15 protein-coding genes are annotated in these 22,017 nt (G+C 34.3%); 12 read left to right on the forward strand and 3 right to left on the reverse strand.

The window, feature by feature from the left end:
* The first annotated feature begins 26 nt into the window (after positions 1-26).
* The 4 genes from OYT91_RS14330 (at position 27) to OYT91_RS14345 (ending at position 6,802) form a co-directional block, all read left to right on the forward strand.
* Positions 27-1,946 carry a hypothetical protein gene (locus OYT91_RS14330; protein WP_281238507.1) on the forward strand — a complete coding sequence of 640 codons (1,920 nt, stop codon included), beginning with the start codon at positions 27-29 and terminating at the stop codon, positions 1,944-1,946.
* A 333-nt stretch (positions 1,947-2,279) separates the two neighbouring features.
* Positions 2,280-5,729, forward strand: a complete 3,450-nt coding sequence (gene ileS / locus OYT91_RS14335; protein WP_281238508.1) for an isoleucine--tRNA ligase — start codon at positions 2,280-2,282, stop codon at positions 5,727-5,729.
* A gap of 4 nt (positions 5,730-5,733) precedes the next feature.
* Positions 5,734-6,114 carry a TraR/DksA family transcriptional regulator gene (locus tag OYT91_RS14340; protein WP_264566230.1) on the forward strand — a complete coding sequence of 127 codons (381 nt, stop codon included), beginning with the start codon at positions 5,734-5,736 and terminating at the stop codon, positions 6,112-6,114.
* An 85-nt stretch (positions 6,115-6,199) separates the two neighbouring features.
* The gene (locus OYT91_RS14345) at positions 6,200-6,802 is read left to right on the forward strand and encodes a lipoprotein signal peptidase (RefSeq protein ID WP_281238509.1); all 603 of its coding nucleotides are present in this window, start codon (positions 6,200-6,202) and stop codon (positions 6,800-6,802) included.
* A gap of 268 nt (positions 6,803-7,070) precedes the next feature.
* On the opposite strand, the gene OYT91_RS14350 is transcribed toward OYT91_RS14345, so the two are convergent.
* From OYT91_RS14350 to OYT91_RS14360, 3 genes are all read right to left on the reverse strand, one after another.
* Entirely contained in the window at positions 7,071-7,634 is a 564-nt protein-coding gene (locus OYT91_RS14350; protein WP_281238510.1) for a 5-formyltetrahydrofolate cyclo-ligase, read from the reverse strand.
* Positions 7,603-8,865 carry a pyridoxal-dependent decarboxylase gene (locus OYT91_RS14355; protein ID WP_281238511.1) on the reverse strand — a complete coding sequence of 421 codons (1,263 nt, stop codon included), beginning with the start codon at positions 8,863-8,865 and terminating at the stop codon, positions 7,603-7,605. The genes OYT91_RS14350 and OYT91_RS14355 overlap by 32 nt, the downstream gene beginning before the upstream one ends.
* Positions 8,866-8,944: 79 nt before the next feature.
* Positions 8,945-9,931, reverse strand: coding sequence for a succinylglutamate desuccinylase/aspartoacylase family protein (locus tag OYT91_RS14360; RefSeq protein ID WP_281238512.1), 987 nt, complete (start codon positions 9,929-9,931; stop codon positions 8,945-8,947).
* A gap of 151 nt (positions 9,932-10,082) precedes the next feature.
* Between OYT91_RS14360 and uvrC the strand changes: the two genes are divergently transcribed.
* From uvrC to pgi, 8 genes are all read left to right on the forward strand, one after another.
* Entirely contained in the window at positions 10,083-11,876 is a 1,794-nt protein-coding gene (uvrC, locus tag OYT91_RS14365; RefSeq protein ID WP_281238513.1) for an excinuclease ABC subunit UvrC, read from the forward strand.
* Between the two features lie 51 nt (positions 11,877-11,927).
* Complete coding sequence (locus OYT91_RS14370) at positions 11,928-14,081, forward strand: patatin-like phospholipase family protein (RefSeq protein ID WP_281238514.1); 2,154 nt, start codon at positions 11,928-11,930, stop codon at positions 14,079-14,081.
* 244 nt (positions 14,082-14,325) lie between these two features.
* On the forward strand, positions 14,326-15,489 hold the full coding sequence (locus OYT91_RS14375) for a homogentisate 1,2-dioxygenase (protein ID WP_281238515.1): 1,164 nt from the start codon (positions 14,326-14,328) through the stop codon (positions 15,487-15,489).
* A 118-nt stretch (positions 15,490-15,607) separates the two neighbouring features.
* Complete coding sequence (gene hppD / locus OYT91_RS14380) at positions 15,608-16,768, forward strand: 4-hydroxyphenylpyruvate dioxygenase (protein ID WP_281238516.1); 1,161 nt, start codon at positions 15,608-15,610, stop codon at positions 16,766-16,768.
* Between the two features lie 281 nt (positions 16,769-17,049).
* The gene (locus OYT91_RS14385; protein WP_281238517.1) at positions 17,050-17,823 is read left to right on the forward strand and encodes a DUF3108 domain-containing protein; all 774 of its coding nucleotides are present in this window, start codon (positions 17,050-17,052) and stop codon (positions 17,821-17,823) included.
* Positions 17,820-18,758, forward strand: a complete 939-nt coding sequence (locus OYT91_RS14390) for a tryptophan 2,3-dioxygenase family protein (protein ID WP_281238518.1) — start codon at positions 17,820-17,822, stop codon at positions 18,756-18,758. The genes OYT91_RS14385 and OYT91_RS14390 overlap by 4 nt, the downstream gene beginning before the upstream one ends.
* A gap of 13 nt (positions 18,759-18,771) precedes the next feature.
* Positions 18,772-19,989 carry a M23 family metallopeptidase gene (locus tag OYT91_RS14395; protein ID WP_281238519.1) on the forward strand — a complete coding sequence of 406 codons (1,218 nt, stop codon included), beginning with the start codon at positions 18,772-18,774 and terminating at the stop codon, positions 19,987-19,989.
* Between the two features lie 250 nt (positions 19,990-20,239).
* Positions 20,240-21,883, forward strand: coding sequence for a glucose-6-phosphate isomerase (gene pgi / locus OYT91_RS14400; protein ID WP_281238520.1), 1,644 nt, complete (start codon positions 20,240-20,242; stop codon positions 21,881-21,883).
* Positions 21,884-22,017 lie beyond the last annotated feature (134 nt).

Consider the following 22,017-nt stretch of genomic DNA (forward strand, 5'->3'; position numbering starts at 1 on the left):
ACTTTGATGGCTTTTTTTTTACACATATGAAAAAAGCACTACTTATATTTTTATTATTTCTAGGATTTAACAGCATCAATGCACAGGATAAAGTTACCTCCAAAAAAGGTAAATTCTTTATACCTACTGTCCTTTATTCTCAATATCCTTGTTTAGACAATGCAATTACTCAAACTACTTTTTATCAAATAGATCCGGAATTAAAAACGGAAGAGCAAGTTCTGAAAAAAAACTATTTCAATATTGATGGTTATTTAAAAGATCCTTCAAATGGGAAGTTAAAAATTTACATCACTATTCCTCTTCCAAAATATACCGTTACCCAAATGGATAGTGTTTACAATAGCAAAACCAAAGATTGGAATTATTATCCATATTCTAAATTTGATGTAAAAATTAATATTGAAGTGAAATGTGCCGATAAATTAATTTATTCCAATGAATTTGTAAGTTCTGAGAAAAACGTTTTTCAAGGGAATTATAAAAAAAGTGAAGCCACAGAAGCCGTATCCAACAATAGAAAAATAATGAGTCATTCGGATATTAAAAATGACTTCAGTATTGAGGAATTAGGAATGGATGTGGTCATTTATGCAACAATGGATCGTATTCAAAATTTATTAAATTATAAATTGGGATATTCAAGTGAAGAAAGAAAAGAAAAGTTTGAGTTTATGACCTCCAAGTCGCATCCTGAATACCAACAAATGCTAGCATATGAGAATGAGATTACCCAGCAAATGAATAAAGTGACTTTAGAAAACGGTTTAAATGCCAAAGCATTAATGCCTCATTTGCAGTATTTGGAAAGTCTTTTGACTAAATACCCTCAAGTTCCTGAAAATGAAAACATTCGATTTATAGTCTCTTATGATTTGGCTTTGACGTATTTGCTTTTAGAAAATAAAGAGAAAGCATTGTATTTTGCTGATGTTTTAATAAAAAACGACAAACAAAGTTCGAAAGGAACAAATATTATAGATCGTGTCAATAAAGCTAACTTTGTTGATAAAATAGTCAGAACACATACCAATCGTTTTGTTGAATTAAAAAAATTAGGTTTTAAAATTAAGGAAGAAAAGGAAGAAGCTCGACTTGCTTTTTTTGAGCGAATAATTCAAGAAGATGCCGATTGGGAACAAGAGAAAATAGACAGACGAAACGCTATTGAGAAAAGTATTTCGGAAAGAATGAATATACTTGACTCTGTTTATTTTCAAAAAAATTCTGAATTATTGAGCAAAATCATAAATAGTTTGGGAGGAAATGAAGCTATAAAGAAAATAGAAAAAACACATATTTTATCGAAATTAAAATTAGATGATAATAACATGCCTCAAACGGAAGAAAAGTGGTCAACGGCAACAAATTATCTTTTAAAGAAAAAAACACCCAATAATTATTTTGAAATTGTGAATGGACCAGAATCATGGATGCATGACGATTTGGATAACAGTACCGAAAAATGGAAAAAAATAAATAGTTCCGATTATTCCAATATTGTTACCAATCTAGATCCACTAAATTTGTTGACCTCATTTCGTATTGACTTATGGAATAAGTTTGATTTAGTTGCGGATGAAATGGCAGACGGGAGATCGTGTTATCACCTTACTTATTTTGAGAAAACACTGAATTCCAGTAACCGAATGGTTCCTAAAGCTGAATACAATCTCTATGTAGACAAGGAAAATTTCACCATTGTTTCTTTTGAAAAAACAGAATATTTCAAGGGTAACAAAAGTTCATTTGAACGTAAAATATTTCAAGATTACAGAGAAATTGTAGCGTTAAATAACGGAAAAATTCCACATAAAATTCTGAATGAAATAGAAGATTATTATGGAGAAACCTCCTATCAAGAACTTAGAGAAAAAGTAGAGGTAAATCCTGTTTTTGGCAATAGGATTTTTATGAAAGAAGTTTATTTTGGTGGATTTAAATAAAACTAAATTTTTAAAAACCCGAACTGAAATTGTATTTAGTCGGGTTTTTTTATGCAAATTAAAATCTCTTTGCACACCAAAGTCGTTATAAAGGAAAATCAATTTTGGGTTTTTAAAAGTCCTTTTTCGATTCATGACCTTGTTTCCGTTATGGAAACTGTCAGAATCAGTATTATTTTCAATAGTTTCAAGCACTTCAGTGTGAAGGATAGTTTTTTTTACGTTGGAAATTAATTCAAAAAACAAAAAAAGCAATATGTAACTTTTGCCCATGTCTTTGTCTTTTTATTTTAAAATTTCTTACTTTCGCACCACGATTAAGAAAAGGATAAAATGAGCACAAAATTTACTGAATACAAAGGACTTGACTTGCCAACAGTGGCGTCAGAAGTACTGGATTTTTGGAAGGAAAAAAACATCTTTGAAAAAAGTGTAACCACTCGCGAAGGAAAAGAACCTTTCGTGTTTTTTGAAGGTCCTCCTTCGGCTAACGGATTACCAGGAATTCACCACGTAATGGCACGTGCGATTAAAGATATTTTTTGCAGATATAAAACCCAAAAAGGGTTCCAAGTAAAGCGTAAAGCAGGTTGGGATACCCACGGATTGCCTGTAGAATTGGGTACAGAGGCAGCACTTGGAATTACCAAAGAAGATATTGGAAAAAAAATAACCGTAGCCGAGTATAACGAAGCGTGTAAAAAAACCGTAATGCGTTATACCGATGTATGGAATGACTTGACCGAAAAAATGGGATATTGGGTCGATATGGAAGATCCGTATGTGACTTACAAATCCAAATACATGGAATCGGTTTGGTGGTTGTTGAAACAAATCTACAATAAGGATTTGATGTATAAAGGGTACACCATTCAGCCGTATTCTCCAAAAGCAGGAACTGGTTTGAGTTCTCATGAAGTGAACCAGCCTGGAAGTTACAGAGATGTAACTGATACTACAGTTGTGGCACAATTTAAAAGCCCCCTAACCCCCGAAGGGGGAAATGAGGAGAACTCAATTTTAAAAGCATTCGGTCTTAGCTCCCCTCTTTCGGAGGGGCTGGGGGAGGCTTTTTTCTTAGCATGGACCACTACACCATGGACATTACCAAGTAATACTGCCTTGACTGTTGGTCCTCGAATAGAATATGTTTTGGTAAAAACATTCAATCAATATACTTTTCGTCCATCGAATGTGATTTTGGCTAAAAATTTGGTTGGGAAACAATTTGGCAAAGGATTTTTCGAAAGTAGTGAACCATCCGATTTTGAAAATTTCAAAGAAGGAGACAAAAAAATACCATTTCTAATCCTTGCCGAATGCAAAGGAGCTGATTTAGTTGGAATTCGTTACGAACAATTAATGCAATATGCATTGCCTTACCAAAATCCAGAGAATGCTTTTAGAGTAATTTCAGGAGATTTCGTAACCACCGAAGACGGAACCGGAATTGTGCACACTGCCCCAACTTTTGGAGCCGATGATGCCAAAGTAGCCAAAGAAGCTACACCAGAAGTTCCGCCAATGTTGGTATTGGATGAAAATGAAAATCCAGTTCCATTAGTCGATTTACAAGGAAGGTTCACCTCACACATGGGAGAATTTGGCGGTAAATATGTTAAGAACGAATATTATACTAATGGTGATGTGCCAGAACGTTCTATCGATGTAGAAATTGCCATTCGATTAAAAGAAGAAAACAAAGCATTCAAAGTAGAAAAATACGTGCACAGTTATCCACATTGCTGGAGAACCGACACGCCAATTTTATATTATCCTTTGGATTCTTGGTTTATAAAAATTACCGAGGTCAGAGACCGTATGTTCGACCTGAACGAAACCATCAATTGGAAGCCGAAAGCTACAGGAGAAGGTCGTTTTGGGAATTGGTTGAAAAACGCCAACGATTGGAATCTATCCCGTTCTCGTTTTTGGGGGATTCCATTGCCTATTTGGAGAACCGAAGACGGAACCGAAGAAATGCTAATAGGATCCGTAGAAGAATTATACAACGAAATCGAAAAAGCAATTCAGGCTGGTGTTCAAGTTGAGAATCCTTTTAAGGAATTTCAGATTGGAAACATGTCCGAAGAAAATTATGATTTGATTGATTTGCATAAAAATGTTGTCGATGAAATTACCTTGGTTTCTGCTTCTGGAAAAGCAATGAAGCGTGAGGCTGATTTGATAGATGTTTGGTTTGACTCAGGTGCCATGCCGTATGCGCAATGGCATTATCCTTTTGAAAACAAAGATAAAATAGACGAAAACAAAGATTTTCCAGCCAATTTTATTGCCGAAGGTGTGGATCAAACCCGTGGTTGGTTTTATACACTACACGCTATCGGAACTTTGGTTTTTGATAAAATAGCGTATAAAAATGTAGTTTCCAACGGTTTAGTGTTAGATAAAAACGGACAAAAAATGTCCAAACGTTTAGGAAATGCCGCAGATCCTTTCGAAACCTTAAAAGAATACGGTCCAGATGCTACGCGTTGGTACATGATATCGAATGCCAATCCTTGGGACAATTTAAAATTCGATTTAGAAGGAATTGCTGAGGTGCGTCGTAAGTTCTTTGGGACTTTATACAATACCTATTCATTCTTCAGTTTGTATGCCAATATTGATGGTTTTAAATACGCAGAAGCTGAGATTCCTGTAAACGAAAGACCGGAAATTGATCAATGGATTATTTCAGAATTAAATACTTTGATTGCAGCCGTTGATAGCTATTATGACGATTATGAACCTACAAAAGCGGCTCGTGCGATATCCGAATTTGTACAAGAGAACTTGAGTAACTGGTACGTTCGTTTGTGTCGTCGCCGTTTCTGGAAAGGAGACTATGCACAAGATAAAATTGCAGCTTATCAAACACTTTATACCTGTTTGTTAACCATAAGTAAATTAGGTGCACCAATTGCTCCTTTCTTTATGGATAAACTTTACAAAGATTTAACAGGAGCTACACAGAGCGAAAATTTTGAGTCTGTACATTTGGCACTGTTTCCAGTTTCAGTTGAAAAGTATGTTAATAAAATGTTAGAGAGCAAAATGCAGAAAGCACAGACGATTTCGTCACTGGTTTTGTCACTCAGAAAAAAGGAGATGATCAAGGTACGCCAACCATTGCAAAAGGTAATGATTCCAGTACTTGACGTGAATCAAAGACTCGAAATTGAAGCCGTTTCAGACCTCATAAAAGCAGAAGTAAATGTGAAAGAAATCGTACTTTTGGACGATGCTTCGGGAATTTTGATCAAACAAATAAAACCAAATTTCAAAGCTTTAGGGCCTCGATTTGGAAAAGATATGGGATTGATTTCCAAAGAGATACAAAATTTATCTACGGAACAAATCTCACAATTTGACAAGGAAGGATCTTTAACTATTGTAATTGCGGGAAATAGTGTAATTTTATCACTAGAAGATGTTGAAATATCCTCTCAAGATATCGAAGGATGGTTAGTCGCTAATTCAAACGGAATAACAGTTGCGTTAGATATTACGATTTCTCCCGAGTTGAAACAAGAAGGAATTGCAAGAGAATTGGTCAACAGAATTCAGAATATCCGTAAAGATGCAGGTTTTGAAGTAACGGATAAAATTAAAGTGCATTTGCAAAAGAATGATACTTTGGAAACAGCAGTAAAGGCCAACGAAGACTATATAAAATCGGAAACATTGACAGAAGTGCTTGTTTTTGAAGAGAATATAGCTCAGGGCACGGAAATTGAGTTTGATGGAATAACAACAAATATAATCATAACAAAAAATTAGTATTATGGTAGATGAAATTGCAAGATACTCTGACGCTGATTTGGCAGAGTTTAAGGAGATCATTCAAAACAAAATCGAAAAGGCTCAAGCCGATTTGGATTTGATAAAAAGTGCCTATATGAATGACCTTAACAATGGAACGGATGATACATCTCCCACTTTTAAAGCATTTGAAGAAGGTAGCGAAATCATGTCTAAAGAAGCTAACTCTCAATTGGCCATTCGTCAAGAAAAGTTTATTCGTGATTTGAAAAACGCACTTTTCCGTGTTGAAAATAAAACATACGGAGTTTGTAGAATTACAGGAAAATTAATCGGAAAGGAAAGATTAAAAATCGTTCCTCATGCCACAATGAGCATCGAAGCCAAAAATTTACAACGATAAATTTCTTTTCATAAAATAATTAACGCTCCTTTGGGAGCGTTTTTTTTGATTAAATTAGTACTTTTACGCCATTAAATTTTCAAAAATGTCATTATTCAAAGCATACTTTCTCATCATTATTATATTATTAGTTGATCAATTTTCTAAAATTTATATAAAAACAAATTTTATTTTAGGCGAAGAAGTCCATGTCTTCAATTGGTTTCAAATTCATTTCATCGAAAATGAAGGGATGGCTTGGGGCACCAAAATACCGGGGGAATACGGAAAATTAATTTTAACCGTTTTTAGACTGTTTGCCGTTGTCGGAATTGGATATTGGTTGTGGGACGCCGTAGAGAAAAACAGCTCTAATTATCTCATAGTTGCCATCGCTTTAATACTTGCCGGCGCATTCGGGAACATCATCGACTCTGTTTTTTATGGCGTGATTTTTGACGACAGCCACCAGCAATTAGCCACTATATTTTCAGACAAACCCTATGGCACATGGCTCAACGGTCAAGTAGTCGATATGTTTTATTTTCCATTCATAAAAGACTATCCAATGCCAGAATGGGTTCCATATTTTGGTGGACGAAATTTCACTTTTTTCAATGCCATTTTCAACGTTGCCGATATGGCCATTTCAACTGGAGTTGGAATTTTAATCGCTTTCAACAAAAAAGCATTTCATAAAAGTCATTAGTATTTATATCCCATTTCTTTTCAGAAGAATTTGGGCAAGACCACAATAAAAAATGGGGCTACTTTGCATACGTGCTAGTGGCCCCATTTTTTATTGCGGTCGGGCTGTATGCGCTACTTCGGTAGCCAGCGTCCATCCCTCTTGCGGTCGTAAACCAAGATCATTTGTTTAATAAGAATCCTTTTGATTTTAAACCATTAAGGCATTAAGAGTAATTAAGCTTCAAAACTTAATTGCTCTTAATGCCTTTTAATTTTTGCTTCATATTCTAAAACGCCCAAACTCCATTTGGAGTCACACAAAAATCCAGTAACACATCATTCTCAAAAACATCCGAAATGAGTTCTTCGGGTGCAAAGAACGAAAGACCAATTTTAATGGTTTCTGGTTTGCAGTCGGTCAAGAATTTATCATAGAAACCTTTGCCGTAACCTACACGGTTTCCCTTTTTGTCAAAAGCCAAAAGCGGGACAAAAACAACATCAATTTTTGTAGTAGGAACTTCTAGACCATCAACAGGTTCGGGAATGTTGTACTTGTTTTTCTTTATTTTGGTATTGTCTGTCAAAAGAAAATGAGTCATTTCTCTAGTTTCAAAATCACTTTTTGAAATCACAATTTCTTTGTCTTTTCCAGCCAGTAGGTGAAGAATAAATTCAGTATTGATTTCCTTTTGCTCTTCAATAGGTAAAAAAATGTGGAAATAGGTTTTCTCCCAAATAAGTAGTTTGATAATTTCATTGGCAATAGCCAAACTCTTTTCTTCAATTTCAATTTCAGAAAGGTGGTTGCGTAAGGCCTTATATTTCGCTCGTAATTCTTTTTTTAGCATAAAGTGATTCTTTTAGATCGGTGATAAAAGTACTCAAATGATCTACTTCTACGTGATCCATAATCACAATTTTATACCAGGAATTATCACCATTGTGTTTTTGAGGAACCAAATCGAATTTTTTGACCAAACTTTCTTCGATAAATTGCGCTTGAATGGTTACAATATTCATAAACGGTTCTCTAAAATACCCTACTTTCAATTCGTCCAATTGATCACAGAGCCACTGTGTTCTCATTTGTAAAATTCGAACTTTTTCACACCATCCAAAAGGTCCATAAGTAAACAAAATCATCCAAACTGCAACTGCATTGGCTCCCGATCGACTGCCACAAAGGGTTAAGTCCATTCCTTCTACATACTCAGCTTCTTTGGTCAAAACGTTTTCTATTAAGCCTTTTCGGCATAAAAATATTCCGGTTCCATAAGGAGCTTGGAGCATTTTATGTGCATCAATGGTTATTGAACTAATTTTTGGATTTTCAAAATTCAGATCACTTTCTTTATTGCTAAAAGGGTAGATAAAACCTCCGTAAGCACCATCAACATGGATTTTATACAGTAAATTGTGTTTTTCCAGTATATGGATATAATCGTTAGGATCATCAATAGCACCAAACATAGTAGTTCCCATATTTGATATTACGATAAAATATTTCTTTCCTTTTTCCTTGGCTTTTATAATGATATTTTCCAATTGAAACGTGTCAATTTCACGGGTATTAAAATCAACAGGGACTTTCAGCCAATCCAACATTAGTATATTGGCAGCTTTTGGAATAGAGTAGTGGGTATCTTCAGAGGCAAGTATGGCAATTTCTTGAGGATTTGCGCCAAGTTTATAGTTGAAATAATTGCGATACATCCAAATGGCTTGAATGTTGGCTTCAGTTCCACCTGGAGAAATGTAGCCGTCAAAGGAATTGGGTTGCGCTTTAAAAACATCTACGGCGAGTACATTCAAGACCTCACGTTCCATCTCTTGAGTGCCTTTAAAAGCTTTTTCTGACGTGCCTAATGTGTGGCATCCTATATGATTAGGATTGGCTACATAGGTTTTCAGAGTTGGAGCGTCTTTTAAGAAGGAAGCTTCCTCATTGTAGACTTTACTGTCGAGTTTTGAGGCGGGATATCCTAAAGAAGTATCTAAAGAAAAATTTACATTCTCTTCTAGGGCTTTTTCAATGCGGGCTTTTTTCTCTTTTTGAGATAATTTTTTCCAATACAACATAATCGCTATAATTTGTCCAAAATTACAAGTATAGAATTTTAGAAAATATGATAAATGTTAGTTTTTGGTTTTCAGATTTTTAAAAGACTAATTCTTGATTGTCTTCAGCAGTATTCGAAAGGTGATAAATGGCATCTCCTTGATATACAATTGGTGAGTGGTTGGCATTGAGTACATAACCGTCGTTTGGTGCTTTTATTTTTCGTTCAAATTTTCCAAAAGGGTCAGTTATCATGCCTAATACGGTTCCTTTTTTGACAAATTGCCCTACCAAATTTTGATCAATTAACAAACCTGAACATTTGGCTCTTAACCATCCTGATTTTTCAATATATATAGTTGGTTTTTTTTGGATTGGTACATCATGTTTTGGATCGAGCATGTCTAAATGGTTCAAAAGTCGCTTGATTCCATTGATTCCTTCTTGTGCAACATCGTGATTAATATCTAAAGATTTTCCACCTTCAAAGAGCAACATTTTTACATTCAGTTTCTCGCTGGAACTTCTAAAAGAGCCTGCAATATTTTTTGAAAATAAGGTAAAAGGCGCATTAAAAGCATCGGCCAATATTTTTACATTAGGGTTATTTGGTGTAAGCCTAATTTGTGGCGCGTTAAATCGGCTGGCACCGCCCGCATGAAAGTCGACGGCATAATCTACAAGCGGCATGATGTCGGTGATGATATGATAGGCAAATCGGCTGGCTAATGATCCTTTTTTGCTGCCAGGAAAGACCCGATTCAAATCCCTTCCATCGGGGAAATCTCGAGATCGATTGATGAATCCGTATATATTTATAATGGGAATGCAAATGATGGTGCCTTTTTTGGGTTTGTTTATTTTTTTACTAATGAGTTGTCTTACGATTTCGATGCCATTAAATTCGTCTCCATGAATTCCTCCAGAAAAGAGAACAACAGGACCAGCAATTTTGGAACGTTTAATAATTATCGGAATTGTTAATTTTGTTGTGGTATGTAGTCGAGCTATTTCCAGTTGGATGGTTTTACTTTCGCCAGGCAAAACACTTTCGCCAAAAATTACTAAAGGTTTATAATCTTTCATGGTTTAAAAATAAAAGCTAAATATAGAAATTATTTATTTGGTATTAAAAATTTGATTTTGGTTTACGTCAATGTTATTTGTAAATTTGAAAAAATGAAGAATTGAGATTTGTCTACTGCAATCTATTAATTATCAGAAGTTTTAAAAAAAAATGACCAATCCTAATTTAGCCCTGCAAATACAAACCCTACCTGACGGTCCTGGTGTATATCAATATTACGATAAAGAAGGGAAAATTTTATATGTAGGTAAAGCTAAGAATTTAAAAAAACGAGTTTCTTCTTATTTTAATAAAATTCACGATACTGCGAAAACCAATGTATTGGTCAAGAAAATTGTTACTATCAAGCATATCGTGGTTCCTACGGAAACAGATGCTCTTTTGCTAGAAAACAATTTGATAAAAACCTTGCAACCCAGATACAATGTGTTATTGCGTGATGATAAAAGTTACCCTTGGCTGTGTATCAAGAAAGAGCCTTTTGCGCGCATTTTTGCCACCCGAAGAATGGTAAAAGACGGGTCAGAATATTTTGGGCCTTACACCAGTTTTAAGACCGTACACACTATTTTAGATTTGATAAAAGAATTGTATCCCTTGCGGACTTGTAATTATGATTTAAGTAAAAATAATATTGACAGCGGTAAATTTAAAGTCTGTTTAGAATACCATATTGGCAATTGCAAAGGCCCTTGCGAAGGGTTTGAAACATTAGAAAATTATCAAAAACAAGTCGATGCGATTCGGGAAATTTTAAAAGGGAATTTCAAGGAAAGCATGAAAGATTTCAAACGTCTCATGACCAGTTTGGCACAAGACATGCATTTTGAAGAAGCCCAAAAAATAAAAGAAAAAATAGAAGTGCTCGAGAATTACCAATCTCGTTCTACAATTGTAAATCCGAAGATAACCAATATTGATGTTTTTTCTATCGTTTCTGATGAAAGTGCGGCTTTTGTCAACTTTTTGCAAATTTCTCATGGTTCCATTATTCGATCGCACACGATGGAAATTAAAAAGAAGCTTGAAGAAACAGATGAGGAATTATTAGAATTGGCTATAATCGAATTGCGGGAGCGCTTTCAATTATTGTCCAAAGAAGTGATTGTTCCTTTTGAAGTAGATTTGGGACCAACATTAAAAATTACAGTACCACAACTGGGAGACAAAAAACAGATACTTGATTTATCCATTCGAAATGCTAAGTTTTATAGAATAGAACAACTCAAACAATTGCAAATTGTAGATCCAGATCGCCATACCAATAGAATTATGGCACAAATGAAAAGTGATTTGCGTTTGCCAGTGGAGCCGAGACATATAGAATGTTTTGACAACTCTAATATTCAAGGAACCAATCCCGTGGCGGCTTGTGTGGTTTTCAAAGATGGGAAAGCAAGCAAAAAGGATTACAGACATTTTAATATAAAAACGGTAGTGGGTCCAGATGATTTTGCTTCGATGGAAGAAATCGTTTATCGCCGTTACAAAAGATTGTTGGACGAAAACGAGCCTTTGCCCAATCTAATTATTATTGACGGAGGAAAAGGGCAATTGTCATCAGCATTAAAGAGTATTGACGCTTTGGGACTTCGCGGTAAAATTGCTATTATCGGAATTGCCAAAAGGCTAGAAGAATTGTTTTATCCTGGAGATTCTATTCCATTATATCTGGATAAAAAGTCTGAAACACTGAAAGTCATTCAACAATTGCGTAATGAAGCCCACCGTTTTGGAATTACATTTCACCGCGACAAAAGAAGTAAAGCGGCATTGAATTCTTCTATAGAAAGTATTCCAGGAATTGGCGAAAAAACAATGCTTACGTTAATTCAACATTTTAAAAGTGTTAAAAGATTGAAACTGGCAACCGAAAAAGAAATTTCGGACGTTATAGGAGTATCAAAAGCCAAAAAAATTACCGACTTTTACAACACAAAGTAACCTGCCCTTATGTATAGAATAGTGTTTTTTATTATTTTATTTTTTTCTTGTTTGAATTCATTTTCTCAAGACACTGTAAAAAAACCTAAAATAGGTTTGGTGTTGAGTGGAGGTGGAGCCAAGGGACTAGCGCATATCGGAGTTTTAAATGTGCTTGAGGATGCTGGAATTAAGTTGGATTATATAGGTGGAACCAGTATGGGGGCTGTTATTGGAGGTCTTTACGCAATGGGATACAATGCCAAACAGATTGATTCTATAATTGATGTGACCAATTTTAGTAATGTTATAAATGATTTTATTCCACGTTCTTCTAAAAATTTTTATGAAAAAAGGAATGATGAATTATATGCATTGACGCTTCCATTTAATAAGTTTAGTATTGGTACGCCTGAAGCATTGTCCAAGGGGATGTATAATTTTAATATGTTAAGCCGATTGACCTTGCCAGTGCGTCATGTTAGGGATTTTAAAACCCTTCCTATTCCTTTTTTGTGTGTTGGAACTAATATTGCAATAGGAGAACAAGTGGTGTTTGATAAAGGAGTTTTGGCACAAGCAATAACAGGAAGTTCATCCTTGCCTTCGGTATTTTCACCAGTGATAATTGATAATAATCTTATTGTGGATGGTGGCGTGATAAATAATTATCCGATAGATGAAGTTCGAAAAATGGGAGCTGATATTATAATTGGTGTAGATGTTCAATCCGGTTTACTTAGTAAAGACGAATTAAAAAGTGCTTCAAAAATTTTCTTTCAAATCACCAATTTGCAAATGATTGAAAGGATGAAATTAAATGCAAATTTAACAGATGTTTATATCAAACCCGATGTAAAAAATTACGGAGTGGTTACTTTTGATAAAGCTACAGAAATAATAAAAAAAGGAGAAGATGCCACATTTGCTGTTTATGAAAAAATAGATCTTTTGGCAGATAAAACAAACCCGTATCATAAACCTAAATTAAAGATCGAAACCGATAGTTTGACTATTGTTGATATCAAAGTAAATGAATTGATAAATTATTCTAGGGATTATGTTATCGGTAAATTAAATTTTAAACCAGGTGCCAAAATAAGTTTCAAAAACTTAGAAACAGGAATTAATAATCTGAATGCCACTCAAAACTTTAGTGCGGTGAGTTATTATTTTGAAAAAAATGGTATGTATGATGATTTGATTCTGACATTGACCGAAAGTCCTGTAAAAACTAATTTAAAATTTGGATTGCATTATGACGGTTTGTTCAAAAGTGCTATTTTGGCTAATGTTACCAATAAAAAAACATTTTTTAAAAATGACTTTTTATCAGTGGATTTGGTAGTGGGGGATAATGTGAGGTATTATTTTGACTATTATATTGATAATGGATTTCAATTGAGTTATGGTTTCAATTCCCATTTAAGCCGATTTAATAAAAATATTCCGGTAAAAGTGATAACTTTTAATAAAAAAGCCTCAAATTCTATAAATGTTGATTATGTGGATTTGTCTAATCAAGTGTATATTCAATCGGTATTTGCCCAAAAATTTCTTATTGGTATTGGAGCTGAATTTCAGTATTTAAATATTACCTCAGAAACACTAGAATTGAATTCTACAATTACAAAAAGTGATTATACCAGTGCATTTGGCTATATAAAATACGATAGTTACGATAATAAATACTTCCCGAAAAAAGGGTGGTATTTTTCAGGTAATTCCCAATTTTATATGTTTTCATCTGAAAAGTCAGAAACGTTTGAGCCCTTTTCTATTTTGAGTGCTGAAGCTGGTATTGCTCGTACAATTTTTAAAAACACCACCATAAAATTTCAAGCCGAAGCAGGAGCTTCAATAGGGAATAAAAGCTTGCCCTATTTTGATTTCATGTTAGGAGGTTATGGATTTAATGGGACGAATAATTTCAAGTATTTTTATGGTTATGATTATTTGAGTCTTTCGGGAAATAGTTATTTGGAAACGACAATTGCCTTGGATTTTGAAGTATTCAAAAAGAATCATCTCAACTTTTCAGCCAATTTTGCCAATTTAGAAGATGATTTATATGATTCCTTAGATTGGATTTCTTGGCCCAAATACTCAGGCTATGCGCTTGGTTATGGTTTAGAAACCATTATTGGTCCTGTGGAAATAAAATATTCATGGTCACCAGAAATGTCAAAATCATATCTTTGGTTTACGGTTGGATTTATTTTTTAATTTGTGTTTTTTATTAATAAAAATTACGATATTTGTAATTATGAAAACAAATTGGATCGGTTTATTAGAGTATCTTCAATTCTTAATCAAAAGAAATCCAGAGTGATTCTTTGGGTTTTATACCTATTGTAGGATCATAGAATAAGATGCTTTTATGATGTTTAGCAATGCATTTGCAATGCAAAAGGCAACTTTTATATGGACTATTGCTTTAAAGAATTGTTTACTATCTAATCTAATTGTTATGCCAATATATCACAAACTAGGAAATATTCCTCCTAAAAGACACACCCAATTCGAAAATCCAAATGGAGGTTTGTTCTTTGAGCAACTCTTTGGTACCGAAGGTTTTCACGGACATTCTTCATTGTCCTATCACATTCACAGACCTACTCAGGTCAAAGAAATACTAAAATCATATTCGGTTGAACCCAAAATTGCAATTGGGAAAAACATAAAATCATTATTGCTCAAAGGCTTCGATCTAAAACCCGAAGATGATTTCCTAGACAGCCGTAAAGCCATGTTGGTTAATAAAGATTGTACTATTGGGCTGGCAGCGCCAAGAAAATCATTGACAACCTATTTCTATAAAAATGCCGATGCAGATGAGATGCTATTCATTCACAAAGGAAAAGGAAAACTCCGTACCATGTTAGGAAATATCCCTTTTGAGTATGGTGATTATTTGATTATTCCACGTGGTATTATTTATCAAATCGAGTTTGAAACCGAAGAAAATCGCTTATTTTATGTAGAGTCTTATGCTCCTTTTTATACTCCAAAACGATATAAAAATGATTCTGGACAACACTTAGAACATTCTCCATTTTGCGAGCGTGATTTTATTTTGCCAACCGAATTAGAATCGCATGACGAAAAAGGAGATTTCGTTATCAAGATGAAAAAAGAAGGGATGATGCACGAAGTGGTGTATGCCACTCACCCTTTTGACGTAGTGGGTTGGGACGGCTACAATTTTCCGTACGGTTTCAGCATTCACAATTTCGAACCTATTACAGGTCGTGTGCATTTGCCACCTCCTATTCACCAAACTTTCGAAACTAGCACTTTTGTGGTCTGTTCTTTCGTTCCAAGATTGTACGATTACCATCCAAAAGCCATTCCGGCACCTTACAATCATAGTAATATTGACAGCGACGAAGTGTTGTATTATGTAGACGGTGATTTCATGAGCCGCAACAATATTGAGCAAGGACATATTACTTTACACCCAAAAGGGATTCCACACGGCCCAGCTCCTGGCGCTATGGAACGTAGTATCGGACACAAAGAAACGCAGGAATTGGCCGTAATGGTTGACACCTTCCGACCACTTATGGTGACCGAAGAAGCAATGGGAATAGACGATGGACAGTATTATAAATCTTGGGTAGATGCCCCCTAGCCCCCAAAGGGGGAATTGTAACTTCTCAACACTAAATAGAACGTAAAGTATAAATTGTTAACTAAAATCCTATTTACCCCTAATAGGAATTCCCCCTTCGGGGGCTAGGGGGCTTATCATGGCAAAAGAAGTAAAATCAGTAGAATACGGATTAGAGAAGATATTTGAGGGAGCGCAAGATTTCCTTCCATTACTAGGAACCGATTATGTCGAATTCTACGTAGGTAACGCAAAACAATCGGCACATTATTACAAAACCGCTTTTGGTTATCAATCATTGGCCTATGCTGGACTGGAAACAGGCGTAAAAGACAGAACATCTTATGTCTTAAAACAAGACAAAATCCGAATTGTTTTAACCACTCCCTTAACACAAGATTCGCCACTACACGACCATTTAAAAAAACACGGTGACGGAGTAAAAGTTGCCGCACTTTGGGTAGAAGATGCAAGAAGTGCCTACGAAGAAACCATGAAACGTGGCGCTCGTTCTTTTATGGAGCCAACGGTGGAACAAGATGAATTTGGTGAAGTAATTCGCTCTGGAATTTATACCTATGGCGAAACTGTGCATATTTTTGTAGAACGAAAAAACTACAACGGCGTTTTCTTACCAGGCTACAAGGAATGGAAATCCGATTACAATCCAGAACCAACAGGTTTGAAATACATTGATCACATGGTAGGAAATGTGGGTTGGAACGAAATGAACACTTGGGTAAAATTCTATGAAGACGTCATGGGATTTGTGAATTTCCTTTCTTTTGATGACAAACAAATCAATACCGAATATTCGGCTTTGATGAGTAAAGTAATGTCAAACGGAAACGGAAGAATCAAATTCCCAATAAACGAACCAGCTGAAGGAAAGAAAAAATCACAAATTGAAGAATATTTGGATTTTTATGGTGGACCTGGAATTCAGCATATTGCTATTGCAACTGATGATATTATTAAAACAGTGTCAGAGCTAAAAGCAAGAGGAGTTGAGTTTTTGTCTGCTCCACCTCATACCTATTATCAAGCTATTCCAGAACGATTGGGAGTGCATATGGAAATGATGAAAGAAGATTTGAACGAAATTGAAAAATTAGCCATTATGGTCGATGCCGATGAGGATGGTTATTTGTTGCAGATTTTTACCAAACCCGTTCAAGATCGTCCAACTTTATTTTTTGAAATAATTCAAAGAATGGGAGCCAAAGGGTTTGGTGCTGGGAACTTTAAAGCGCTTTTTGAGTCCATAGAACGAGAGCAGCAATTACGAGGTACATTATAAAATTTAGTTATTTTTGCGGTATCAATAAAAATAATAGTTAATTAACCCTTAAAATTGCAAATGTTGTGTTAAACTTGACTTTTCGCTAAGAAAACCTTGATTTATACAATACCTTTGCACTCGCAAATCAGGAAGGGGTGGTTTCCTTCTTAGTTTCATATAAATTTTCATAATTTATAGTTTTTTGGTTAGTTAATAGCATAAAAACTCAGTCATTAATTTGACTGAGTTTTTTTGTTTTAATACATTTGAGGTTATTTTAGTTATAATGTATCGAATCTATGAAAAAAATTATAATTTTCTCGTTGTTGCTTTTCACTTTAGGTTTCGATACACAAAAAGATGAAGCTTTTTCATCAGGTGAATATCTAAAGTTTAGAGTGCATTATGGAATCATAAATGCCGGCTATGCCACAATCGAAGTTAAAGATGCTACGCTAAACGATCAGGCTGTTTTTCATGTTATAGGGAAAGGGTATTCTACTGGTATGACCAAATTCTTTTTTAATGTAGAAGATATTTATGAAAGTTACATTGATAAGAGTACAAGGAATCCCTATCGATTTGTTCGAAAAATCAACGAAGGAGGGTATACCAAAAACCAGGAAGGTTTTTTTAATCAAAAGACCAATAAAGTTTTGGTAAAAGATTACAAGCATAAAACCGAAAAAACTTTTGACTTTCCCAAAAACGTTCAGGACATACTTTCTTCCTTTTATTATTTACGAAATTATCCCAATGTTAATAAAATTAAGATTGGAGAGTCGGTCATTATCGATATGTTTTTTGACAATGAGACTACAAAATTTAAGTTAAAATTCATCGGGAGAGAAGATATTAAAACTAAATTTGGTGTTGTATCCACTATGATTTTTAGACCTTTGGTGCAGTCTGGACGGATTTTTAAGGAAGAAGAAAGTTTAACAATTTGGATTTCAGATGACTATAATAAAATACCTATTCGGATAAAAGCAAACCTTTTGGTAGGATCACTCAAAGCCGATTTGGAGGAATACAAAGGATTGAATAATCCGTTTAAAATTAAATCAAAATGACAATTAATGATACCACAGCATCAATTTTGGATGAAATTGATCATAAATTTCAAGCTATAAATCAAAAAACAGATACGCATCTTGAAGGACTACTTTGGTCCAAACCTATAACCTATTGGGATTACATTCAAACAGATGCTTTATTGAATTTGCAAATTCAAAGAACGACTTTGCCCGACGAAATGGTTTTTATTATGTACCACCAGGTCAATGAATTGCTTTTTAAAATGATACTTTGGGAAATGCATCAAATCTCTTATGCCGAAAAATTAACAACAGAGTTTTTCACAGAACGGTTAATGAGAATAAGCCGTTATTTTGATATGTTGACCACTTCTTTTGATATAATGGGAGACGGTATGGAAGTAGAACAGTATATGAAATTTAGAAATACGCTTACACCTGCAAGTGGTTTTCAAAGTGCACAATATAGAATGATTGAGATTGCTTCGACCGATTTAATCAACCTTATCGATTACCGTTTTCGAGCTACCATAGACAGAAATACACCATATGAGCATGCCCTAGACCACATGTATTGGCAAGCAGCAGGGAAAGATCATGAAACAGGTGAAAAGTCTTATTTGCTTTTGGAATTTGAGCGTAAATACAAAACTGCATTCATAACTCAAATGCAGGAATATAACACCATCAATCTTTGGCAAAAATTTAAACAATTGCCAGATGCTGATCGTGAAAATCCAGATTTGGTAAAAGCAATGCGTCATTATGATCATACAGTAAACATTACATGGGTGATGGGGCACCTCAATGCAGCCAGAAAATATATAGACAATGGTAAAGGTGATGGAGAAGCAACCGGGGGAAGTGACTGGAAAAAATACATGCATCCCAGATACCAAAGAAGAATTTTCTTCCCGGAATTATGGAGCGAGGAAGAATTGAGGAATTGGGGAATTGAAAACTTAAATTAAAAGTAAGCAAAGTTTGAAAAAGATAATTCTAATTTTAGTACTATTGTTTTCCATCATATCCTGTAATAGGAAAGAAGAAATTATGGAAAACCAAGTAATTCCAAAATCCAAAAAGAGTGATTTTGGATTCAAGTTTTCTGATTTTAATGTTGTCCAAGATTCTGTAAAATCAGGAGATACTTTTGGTAGTATTTTGCAAAGGCAAAATATTGGCAATAAAAAAGTATTCGATATTGTAGCGCAAGTAAAAGATACTTTTGATGTTCGAACCATAAGATTAAACAAACAGTACACCCTACTTCGTTCAAAAAACAAAACTAATACGCTGGCTGTTTTTATATACCAACCGGATGCATTAAATTATTACGTAGTGGATTTGAGAGATTCGATAGCAAAAGCCTATAAAAAAACAAAACCTTTGACATTAAAAAGGAGAACTATAGGCGGGATTTTAAAGGGTTCGCTTTCGGAAACATTAGAGTCTGCAAATGTGGAAGGAGCATTAGCTACTAGGATTTCAAAGATATTTGCTTGGTCTATCGATTTTTTTAAAGTAAAAAAAGGAGATCGATTTGGTCTGACTTTTACCGAGAGGTACATCAATGATTCTATTTATGATGGTGTAGACAGTCTTGAAGCCGCTTTTTTTGAATATAAAGGAAAAATTATTTATGCTTTTCCATTTGAACAAAATCCTGGTTCAGGTAAAATGGATTATTATGACGAAGATGGTAAAACGCTAAAGAATTTTTTTCTTAAAACACCTATAAAATTTAGCCATATTACTTCTCATTTTTCGATGAATCGTTTTCATCCCGTACAACAAATTTGGAAAGCACACAAAGGGACAGATTATGCCGCACCAACGGGTACTCCAATTTCTACTACAGCTGCAGGTATTGTTGAGCAAACGGGCTATACTGCGGGTAATGGGAATTTTGTAAAAGTAAAACACAATAAAACCTATTCTACTCAGTATTTACATATGTCTCGAATACTGGTTAGAAGAGGGCAGCATGTAAACCAAGGGCAAACTATAGGACTGGTTGGAAGTACAGGATTGGCTTCAGGTCCACATGTGTGTTATCGTTTTTGGAAAAATGGTGTTCAAGTAGATGCCCTGCGTTTAAAATTACCAAATGGAGAACCAATGAGCTCAAAAAATAAAGAGCGGTTTTTAAAGAAAATAGAGCCATTGAAGTTCGAATTGGATAGTGTGTCGAATTTATAAGTATTAATAATAAAGAATCTATTCTAAGTTGTGTTTTTTAGATAGGATATTAAATAAATTTTGTTGCAGATTTCTCAAGTTATTACAGTTTATTTTGTGATTTTTTGAGAAATCTGTTTTCTTTTTTCAACAAGGTTGTTTTTAAAGCATTTCTGTTTTTTTTAACTATTTAATAGTTATATAATGTCCTGATTTTAGTCCATTCAAACTTATTTCAGTAAATTTGCACAATTATAAAAAACTAGAATAAATGGCTTTAAATACAATAAACCCAACTGAAACTTCTGCTTGGAAAAAACTTCAAGCACACTATACTGAAATGCAAAAGGCTTCAATGGCAGCAATGTTCCAAGCCGACCCGTCAAGAACTGAAAAGTTCCATTTGAAATGGAACGATTTTTTAGTAGATTATTCCAAAAATAGAATCAATCAAGAAACTCTAAATTTGTTAGTTGAATTGGCTAATGAAACAGGTTTGAAAAATGCAATCACCGATTATTTTGAAGGAGCTATAATAAATCAAACAGAAAATCGCGCTGTTTTGCATACTGCTTTGCGTGCCCCAGTAACGGCTGTAATAAATGTAGATGGTGTTAATGTAATGCCAGAAGTATATGAAGTAAAAAGTAAAGTAAAAACGTTTACAAACGAAGTAACCTTAGGACAAAGAACAGGATACACCGGAAAACCATTTACAGATATCGTTAATATAGGTATAGGTGGCTCCGATTTGGGACCTGTTATGGCTGTTGAAGCTTTACAATATTATAAAAACCATTTGAAGGTTCATTTTGTGTCCAATGTTGATGGAGATCACGTTAATGAAATTATAAAAAAGCTAAATCCAGAAACAACATTATTTGTTATTGTTTCTAAAACATTTACTACTCAAGAAACCTTAACCAATTCTGAAACGATCAAAGCTTGGTTTTTGAAATCAGCAAAACAGGAAGATGTTGCCAAACATTTTGTGGCGGTTTCAACCAATTTACAAAAAGTAACCGAATTTGGTATTAATCCAGACAATGTGTTTCCAATGTGGGACTGGGTTGGAGGTCGTTTTTCTCTTTGGAGTGCAGTTGGACTTTCTATTAGTTTGGCGGTTGGTTTTGATAACTTCAACGATTTGTTAAGTGGTGCTAATGAAATGGATGAACATTTCAAAACTGCAGATTTTGATAAAAATATTCCTGTAACACTTGCTTTATTAAGTGTTTGGTATAATAATTTCTTTGGTGCCGAAAGTGAAGCTTTGATTCCTTATACACAATATTTGCAAAAACTTGCACCTTATTTACAACAAGGAACGATGGAGAGCAATGGCAAAAGTGTAGGTCGTGACGGAAAACCGGTAAATTATGAAACGGGAACCATTATTTGGGGAGAACCAGGTACAAATGCTCAACATGCATTCTTTCAATTAATTCATCAAGGAACCAAATTGATTCCTTCTGATTTTATTGGATTTGTAAAACCTTTATATGGAGATGAAGATCATCATGATAAATTGATGTCCAATTTTTTTGCTCAAACTGAAGCTTTGATGAACGGAAAATCTCAAGAACAAGTACAAGCTGAATTTGACAAACAAGGATTAAGTGCTGAGAAAGCAAGTGAACTTTTGCCTTTCAAAGTTTTCTCTGGAAACAAACCAACTAATACGATTTTGATTCAAAAATTGACTCCCAAATCATTAGGTTCATTAATAGCAATGTATGAACATAAAATATTTGTGCAAGGAATTATTTGGAACATATTTAGTTTTGATCAATGGGGTGTAGAACTTGGAAAACAATTGGCGAATTCAATTTTAGACGAGATTAACACCAAACAGGTAAAAAATCACGATAGTTCAACTCAATTTTTATTGAATCATTTTTTAGAAAATAAATAGATTTATTAAGAAATATAATAATTACAAAAGCCTTGATATCTGAAAATCAAGGCTTTTTTTTAGTCTAAAAACGAATAAAGTTTTCAAGTATTCAAAGTAATAATATTGTTTTGCAAAATTTTGTTATCATATTC

Origin of the sequence: Flavobacterium praedii, assembly GCF_026810365.1 — a bacterium.
Lineage (GTDB): Bacteria > Bacteroidota > Bacteroidia > Flavobacteriales > Flavobacteriaceae > Flavobacterium > Flavobacterium praedii.